Annotated in this window: 6 protein-coding genes; 3 read left to right on the top strand and 3 right to left on the bottom strand. The window is 56.6% G+C overall.

Annotated features, from left to right (window positions below; translation table 11 throughout):
- Positions 1-178 precede the first annotated feature (178 nt).
- Both AC5Q5A_RS02590 and AC5Q5A_RS02585 read right to left on the bottom strand, forming a co-directional pair.
- Positions 179-1,486: an HlyD family type I secretion periplasmic adaptor subunit gene (locus tag AC5Q5A_RS02590; RefSeq protein ID WP_008888392.1), complete on the bottom strand. Its 1,308-nt coding sequence runs from the start codon at positions 1,484-1,486 to the stop codon at positions 179-181.
- Positions 1,486-3,972 (bottom strand): type I secretion system permease/ATPase, encoded by a 2,487-nt coding sequence (locus tag AC5Q5A_RS02585; protein WP_493894237.1) that lies wholly within the window; start codon positions 3,970-3,972, stop codon positions 1,486-1,488. The genes AC5Q5A_RS02590 and AC5Q5A_RS02585 overlap by 1 nt, the downstream gene beginning before the upstream one ends.
- A gap of 419 nt (positions 3,973-4,391) precedes the next feature.
- Between AC5Q5A_RS02585 and AC5Q5A_RS02580 the strand changes: the two genes are divergently transcribed.
- The 3 genes from AC5Q5A_RS02580 to AC5Q5A_RS02570 all read left to right on the top strand — a co-directional run bounded on the left by AC5Q5A_RS02580 (position 4,392) and on the right by AC5Q5A_RS02570 (position 6,740).
- The gene (locus tag AC5Q5A_RS02580; protein ID WP_286792819.1) at positions 4,392-5,285 is read left to right on the top strand and encodes a M48 family metalloprotease; all 894 of its coding nucleotides are present in this window, start codon (positions 4,392-4,394) and stop codon (positions 5,283-5,285) included.
- A gap of 69 nt (positions 5,286-5,354) precedes the next feature.
- Positions 5,355-5,627, top strand: a complete 273-nt coding sequence (locus AC5Q5A_RS02575) for an HNH endonuclease (protein ID WP_082923351.1) — start codon at positions 5,355-5,357, stop codon at positions 5,625-5,627.
- A gap of 390 nt (positions 5,628-6,017) precedes the next feature.
- On the top strand, positions 6,018-6,740 hold the full coding sequence (locus tag AC5Q5A_RS02570; RefSeq protein ID WP_475351489.1) for a MarC family protein: 723 nt from the start codon (positions 6,018-6,020) through the stop codon (positions 6,738-6,740).
- A 37-nt stretch (positions 6,741-6,777) separates the two neighbouring features.
- Here the strand turns inward: AC5Q5A_RS02570 and AC5Q5A_RS02565 are convergent, their stop codons facing one another.
- On the bottom strand, positions 6,778-7,695 hold the full coding sequence (locus AC5Q5A_RS02565; protein ID WP_493894236.1) for a calcium/sodium antiporter: 918 nt from the start codon (positions 7,693-7,695) through the stop codon (positions 6,778-6,780).
- Positions 7,696-7,820 lie beyond the last annotated feature (125 nt).

Below are 7,820 nucleotides of genomic sequence, written 5' to 3'. Positions count from 1 at the left end.
CTTATACCGTAGTATAAATTAGATTTATGCGAATCATCAATAGAAAATGACTCGCCCGGGTACGGTTGATGCGTTTTTTCTCATATTTTCCGGCGTTTTGGAAGGAAAAAGCCCGGCCTGTCAGAATCTGTCAGGTTGTATAGATTCACCTGCCATGACCTATACGTTATTTACCGGATCATTGTTCGCGGAATGCGCGATCAAAGCTGGTGGTGATCGGTGAAAACAGGTAAGCGAGAATCGTTCTGGCACCCGTTACGATCTCCAACTGGGCGGGCATACCGGGCGACAAAATCATCCCTTCATGCTCGGCGAGGCTTTCGGCATCGATCTCGACCATGGCCTGGAAATAGGATCGCCCTTCGGAGTCTGTCAGCCGGTCCGGTGAGACATCGGTTACCGTGCCCTTGACCGGCGCAAACCAGCGCTGACTGAACGATGTCACCCGGATATTGACCGGGAGACCGGCTGAGACAACGTCAATATCGTTCGGAGAAACGCGGGCCTCGATCACAAGCCGATCATCCGCCGGCACGATTTCAAGCACCTGTGCCCCGGGCGGGATGACCCCGCCGACCGTGGTGAACTGCATATTGGTCACCGTGCCGTTGCGCGGCGCCTTGATGTCGGAACGCACCAGGATATCCTCGGCCGAACGCAGGCGTTCGTTCAGATCGGAAATCTCGCTTTGGATATCGCGCAATTCTGTGTTGATCGATTGCAGGTGGTCGCGCATCAGCTGCGACTGACTGGCCTTGACCTGCTGGATTTGCTGTTCAATCCGGGCAATGTCGGCCGAAAACCGCCCGATATTGCCAAGGGTTTCGACCAACCGGCTTTCGAGTTGCAGCAGCCGGGTCCGCCGGGCATAGCCAAGATCGACCATCGGCTTGACCATGGCGAGCTCTTCCTTGACGATCCCTACCTGCTGTTCGGCAGCGGTCTTTTGTTCGCGCGTGCCAATAATCTCGCGACGCAATTCCTTGATGCGTTCGTCATAGAGCGCAAGTTCACCGGCAAACGCACTGCGGCGACTGTCAAACAGGGTCCGTTGTGCGTCCGTGATCGAAAAATACCGCGGATCTTCAAGCGGCGGCGGGAATGACAAGTAATCATCCTGCGCCCGTTCGGCAATCAGCCGCGTCTGGGTCGCCAGCGCATTGAGATAACGGTTATTGAGCAGATCAAAACTTGCCCGTGAACGCGTATCATCAAGCCTGATCAGGACATCACCCGCCTGGACCCGCGTACCATTGCGCACAAGAATGTCGCGAATGATGCCGCCTTCAAGATGCTGAACGCTTTGTCGGCCGGAAAATGGCGCAACCACACCACTGGCCGTCGCGGCCGAATTGACCTCGGCCGTACCCGCCCACAGAAGGACCGAGCCAAAGCCCAAGAACAGGATCAAAAAGCCGATCCGCACCAATGGCTTAACATCGGTACTAAGCTCGCGCGCGGTTGGAAGTTGCACACCACCAGACATCAGGCACCACCCTGTCGACGTTCAGCTGATCCTTCAACCACGCGCAATTGCGGACGACCGCGACGGGTATTTTGTGAACTTGCTTGTGCGCGGTCCATCTGGCGATCTTCCGCGGCGGCCGGTTTGCGGCGCGGTGCGCGCGCAGCAGCGGCACGTTCGGCATCCTCACGCACTTTGCGCATGCGCATCGCGGCTTCTTCGCGGGCCTTGGCGATGGCTTCGGCTTCACTCATTTTGCGCTGTGGCGCAGGCTTGCGGGCCGGTTGTGCGGTGCGTTCCGGCTGGGCCTTTGGTTTGGTAGCGGCGCGCTTGGGCGCAAGATCGGCGGCACTTGCCGGACGGGCTTCACGCGATGCGCGGGCCGGTGGGTCCTTGCGGGCATCGTCCCTTGTCGCGGCTTGCTTCTTGCTGACCGGGCGCATGGTCATCATCGTGCCACCCGGGGTCGGCTGTGGCTTCATTTCTGTTTTGGCGATACCTGCCGCCTGCTTTGCGGCTTGTGCGCGACCAGAACCTGCTTCGCCGGTGGCACCGAAATCCGCGATCTCTGGTATTTCCTCAATCCCCACTTCAGGTTCCGGCGCGCTCATGGCTGCTGCCGGATGGGTATTGGGGGCAGTATTTTTCTCAACAATCGGGCGCGGTGCGTCGGGGTTTGGCACGGCAATCTGTTTGGGGGTGATGCGCATTTGACCATCAGATGGCAACGCGTCGGCCATTGGCTCGACCGGGCGGGACATTGGTGGCAGGCCTCGCGCAATTTGACCACTTTCCGGAACCGGTTTTGATACTGCTGATTTCGCCCCACCCTTGACCGGGACAACCTGAATTTGGCCGTCGGCCAGTGCCAGAATAGCATCGGCGCGTGCCAGAATTTCACGTTCATGGCTAACGATAAAGGTCGTAATGCCGTTGCGGCGCAAAACGTCGATCAGTTCGCTGATATGGGTAACGCCGTTGTCATCAAGGGCGGTTGTCGGCTCATCGAGCAACAACAAACGTGGACGCGAAAACAGGGCGGCAGCGAGTGCGATCAATTGCCGCTGCCCGCCCGAAAGATTGCGACCACCACGATCAACCCGCGTGTCATAACCATCGGGCAAATCCAGGATGAACTGATGCGCACCTGCCAGCTCAGCAGCCTGAATGATGTCGCGCATTTCCGCATTGCCAAGACGGGCGATGTTTTCGGCAATTGTGCCTGGGAACAGGAACGGGTTTTGCGCCAGATACCCGATCTGAGCGCCCATTTCGGTGCGATCTGCGCGGGATGCTTCCACGTCATCAAGCTTCACCGAGCCGGACCCCGGCAACCAGATGCCCATGATCAGTTTCAAAAGCGCGGTCTTGCCAACCCCGTTGAACCCGGCGATTGCAATGATCTGCCCCGGCCCGGCCTTGAACGAGAATCCCTTGAACAGCACATTGCGGCTGTTGGGCGGCGCAAAGACAAGACGATCGACACTGACCGACATACCCCGCCCGCGCGGCATGGGTGCCGGGACCGTCTGACGTTTTTCAAGCAGGATATTATTAAGACGTTCGAACGAACTGCGGGCCGCATTCCAGCTGCGCCATGCAGTCACTGCGCCATCAAATGGCGCCAAACCGCGCATGCCAAGGATCATGGACGCCACCATGATGCCGATCGTGATGCTTTCGGACAGGACCAGATAGGCCCCAACCCCGATAAAGCAGACCTGCATGGCAAGACGGACAAAATGCGACAACGTTGTCGATGTGCCAACCCGGCGGCTGGCCTGGCCTTCCCAATAAAGCGAATCTGATTGGTCCGCCTGCCAGCGTTGGCGGGCGGACTGGGTCATGCCCATGGCTTCCATCGCCTCGGCATTGCGGACATAGGTTTCTTCCTGCGCAATACCGCGGTTCTGGCTTTCTTCGGACCGGTCGACGGAAATCTTGGCCGCAGCTTCGTTGGCAATCGCAATCACGATCAAAAGCAACGCCCCGCCACAGGCCACCATGCCAAGGCGGGTATCAAAGATGAACACAACCCCGATATAGACCGGGGCCCACATGAAATCGATCAGTGCAAACGGGCCACTGCCGGTCAGGAACCCGCGCAAACCATATAGATCGCGCAAAGGTCTCTGGCGCATCTGGCTGCCGCGTGCTGATTGCTGCACAACGTGGGCAAACAACTCCCCGCCCAGACGCAGATCAAGTGCCGTCCCGACCCGGATCAAAACCCGTGATCGCAGCTGTTCCATCGAGGCGATGAAGACCAGAACAAGACCAATGCCAAGGGTAAGAAGGGCCAGCGTATCCACCGACCGACTGGAAAGAACGCGGTCAAACACCTGCATGGAATAAATCGGGATCACCATGTTCAGCAGGTTGATCACCATCGAGAATCCGCCGACAAGCGCAATCGACCGCCAGAACAACCGTTCCAGCGGGGTACGATCCCCTTCGCGTCCCGCATCCGATTTGCGGGTTGGTCGGATTCTATCCAACAGGCCCATCAAGTCCTTCCACTACCACCGCCCATGAAACAAGGGCAGATCTCTTATATCTGTTGCCGTTGACCATTTGGCAATTGCGCATGACAAACCACCCGCGCGGCAAAGCCACAACGGGTATCCTAGCCAATGGCATACTCCCACTATTCTAGTCGAATATATAAGGATGTGTTAAGATTTCGCCGCAAAGCCCTTTATTTCATTGCCTTACCGCGTCATCACATCGCGCAATTCTTGCCAAATTCCGGCGTCGAAACCCAACCACGTGTTGTGGGCAACAACCTGTGCTGGATCAATGCAAACAACCGATTGTTTGACATAAATTTTTCCGACCGTGCCAAAGGTTGCATTTGCGTATCTGCAGTGATCATCCCTATCTTTGGATAAGGCCCCCAACCCGAACCCTGACAGGCAAAACGCGAATGGCTGACAACACGCCGCAGCTTCCCGACTTCATTCAACGGTTTCTCGCAATTCAGCCCGGCGGAGTCTCCCACGCGGGCGGGCTGATGGCGTGCATGATCGGCGTGCTTGCCGCCTGTGCATGGATGCTGGGCGGGATATCGATGATGATTTCGGCTGGTATTGCGGTAGCCCTGATGCTGGTACTTTCGCCAATGATCTCGCCAGAAATCCTGATGAAAATGCTGCGCGCCAGTCCGCTTTCGGGGGAAGATTATCCCGCCATCCATGAAATGAGCCGCCTGCTTTCCGAACGCGCAGAACTTGGTCACAAACCAAAATTGTTCTTGCTGCCCGGCAAGGGGGTCAATGCCATCACGACCGGAACGGACGACAACACCACGATTGCGATTTCAAGCGATGCGGTTCATGGCCTTTCACCGCGCCAGATGCGCGCCATTTTGGCCCACGAAGTCGCCCATGCCTGGCATGGCGATACGCGTATCTTGCTGATTACCGATGTGCTTTATCGCGCAACATGGACCATCGCGCTGTTTGGTCTGGCGATCTTTATCTTTGGCGATTTCAATCCACCCGCCTGGATGATTATCCTGTTTGGTGCGGTGCCAACCATCAGCTTCCTGTTCCAGCGCGCGGTCATCCGCGACCGCGAATTTGCCGCCGACCATGGGGCAAGTGATTTGCTCAATGGCCCGGAGGACATGATTGATGCCCTTCTGCATATCGATCAGATCAACCGCAAACGTCTGGGCCTTGTGCCCTATCGCAGCACCCAGCCGCCAAGCCTGCTTGATACCCATCCATCGGTTGGCGCGCGGATAAAGGCACTCCGCGCACTCAAACCCGGCACCTGGCAGAAATTCTTTGAAAACCGGCGGATGCCGCCGCAATAATCGACCATGGCAATACCGGGTAATTCAGATAGTCCTGATCTTGGAAAATGCGCGATTTGCGGTCGGGCGATGATCGCAGGGCCCAGTGTTGATCGCCATCACTGGCACCCGAAATCACAGGGCGGGACTGAAACCGAATGGCTCCATCGCGTTTGCCATCGCATGATCCATCGCCTGTTTGATGAAGCCACCCTTGCACGCGACTATAACAGCCCTGACAAGCTGCTTGCCCATCCTGACATCATCAAGTTCGTCAAATGGGTGCGCAAGAAACCGGTTGATTATGTCGACTGGCCGGAAAGTGCCGGGCGTTACGGACGCAATCGCGGCAAACGGCGATAAGGCCCTGCATTGCAAACCCACCCAAAAGAACTGCCCATTTAACCATTTACCTGCGAAGATGGGCGCAATATACGCATCCATCGCGCAGTCGCCGAAAGCAGGAAGAACCGATGCCAAGCTCAGGGTCCGGACCTATTAATTTGATTTGAATGGCAGAGCTTATATTTGTGAAATCCAAGGAAAATCCCGCCGAGCGGGTCGGCATCCCGCTCAAGGGGTTTGACACGGGAGTTCGCAAATATAAACTCTGTCCTTAGGATCGCGCAGCTTTGCACGGTCTACTTTGTCGCAAAACCTTGAAAGATAAATACCTTCCGGCGGTTTCGCTCCGCGTATCCGCACAAAGCTGCGCGACCATTCAAACCAAATTAATAGGTCCGGACCCTAAATATGCTCAACGAATTGATCCCGGTCTTTGTCACACTGTTTGTGATCATCGACCCGTTGGGTCTGGTGCCGGTCTTCATCGTCCTGACGCAAGGCACCAGTGCTGCGCACCGCCGGCGCATGGCGATCCGTGCCTGCTTGACCAGCTTCTTCATTCTTGCAGCCTTTGCCCTGATCGGCGAGGGATTGCTGGGCGTGTTTGGCATTCACATGCCGGCCTTCCGAATTGCCGGGGGCACGTTGCTGTTTTTGATCGCGCTTGAAATGCTGTTTGAAAAGCGCAGCCAGAAACGTAACCAGCGCGCCGAACAGGTCCATCAGGAACTCGAAGAAGATCACGACACCGACAAGGCCGGAAAGACTACAAAAGCCAAGTCCAAGGCCGCAGCCACCAAAACGGCGGACGGCCCGACCATCCCGGATGACGAGGCCGATGATGTCTCGATCTTCCCGATGTCGATCCCGTTCCTGTCCGGCCCCGGTGCCATCGCATCCGTGATGCTTCTGATGGGCAAGTTCGAAGACAATATCGCCATGCAGGCCAGCGTCATTGGCGTGGTCGCCGTCGTGATGGTGATCGCCTTTGTCTTCTTCCTGCTGGCAAACGTGGTTGCCAAACGCCTCAGCCCGACCGTTGCCACCGTGGTATCACGCCTGCTTGGTATGATCCTGGCCGCCCTTGCGGTCCAGTTCATCATTGATGGCATAAAGCAGGCGTTTTTTTAGGAAATCCGCCAAACAGCCTTCCCTGCGCTGACAATCCTTACTGGGCTGCCCAGACGTAACCGGCATACAGCACCAGCATGATGATGCCCGGTATCCGACCGATCTGCGGACGGCGAAGCATCAGCGTCAGGCCAATCGAAACCGCAATCATCACCGGAAGGTCAAACATCAGGAACCGGTCTGCCACCGGAATCGGGGATACAACCGCCGTCAGGCCGAGAATCCCCAGGATGTTGAAAATGTTCGACCCGATAATATTGCCAATCGCGATTTCAGATTGCTTCTTCAATGCGGCAATCAGCGACGTTGCGAGCTCTGGCAGGGACGTACCAACCGCAACAATCGTAAGCCCGATAAAGGCTTCGGATACACCAAAGGTTCGCGCGATGGTCACCGCCCCTTCGACAAGGTAATCGGCGCCAACCATCAGCATGGCCAGCCCCGCGAAAACCCAGACAATTGACAGCCAAACATTTGAAACCGCTTCGGGCAGATCCGTCGATGACGCGGGTTCCGAACGCGACTGGCGATAGGCAAACACCAGATAACCAATCAATGCCGCAAACATAAACCCGCCAGCCACACGCCCAAGGTCACCAAGCGCAAAGAACGGCACCAGCACGACAGCAGCACCAAGCATCACAGCGGTGTCACGACCAAGCGTACCGCCAGATACCGCAATGGGCCACACCACGGCAGAGACACCAACAATCAGCAAGATATTGGCAATGTTGGACCCGATGACGTTGCCAAGCGCGATATCCGGAACACTACGCAATGCCGCATCCATGGAGACAAGAAGTTCCGGCGTCGATGTCCCGAAACCGACCACGGTCAAACCGATCAGAAGCGATGACATGGAAAGTTTGCGGGCGATCCCGACGCTACCGCGCACCAGAGATTCCCCCCCAAAGAAAAGCCCGGCCAAACCGCCGAGCAACATCAGATATTCCATGACCAACGTCCTTTCAGACCAGGATACATAACAACGCACATCTTCAAGATGCTTTGCGCAGAGTTGTTCTGCCGACCGATCACTTGCAAGCGAACTTGTTCACCATTTCAAAATAAAAGGGACGA

Source organism: Thalassospira sp. CA1, assembly GCF_059052855.1.
The sequence above is the reverse complement of the archived record's forward strand: the minus strand, read 5'-3'. Positions and strand labels throughout refer to the sequence as shown.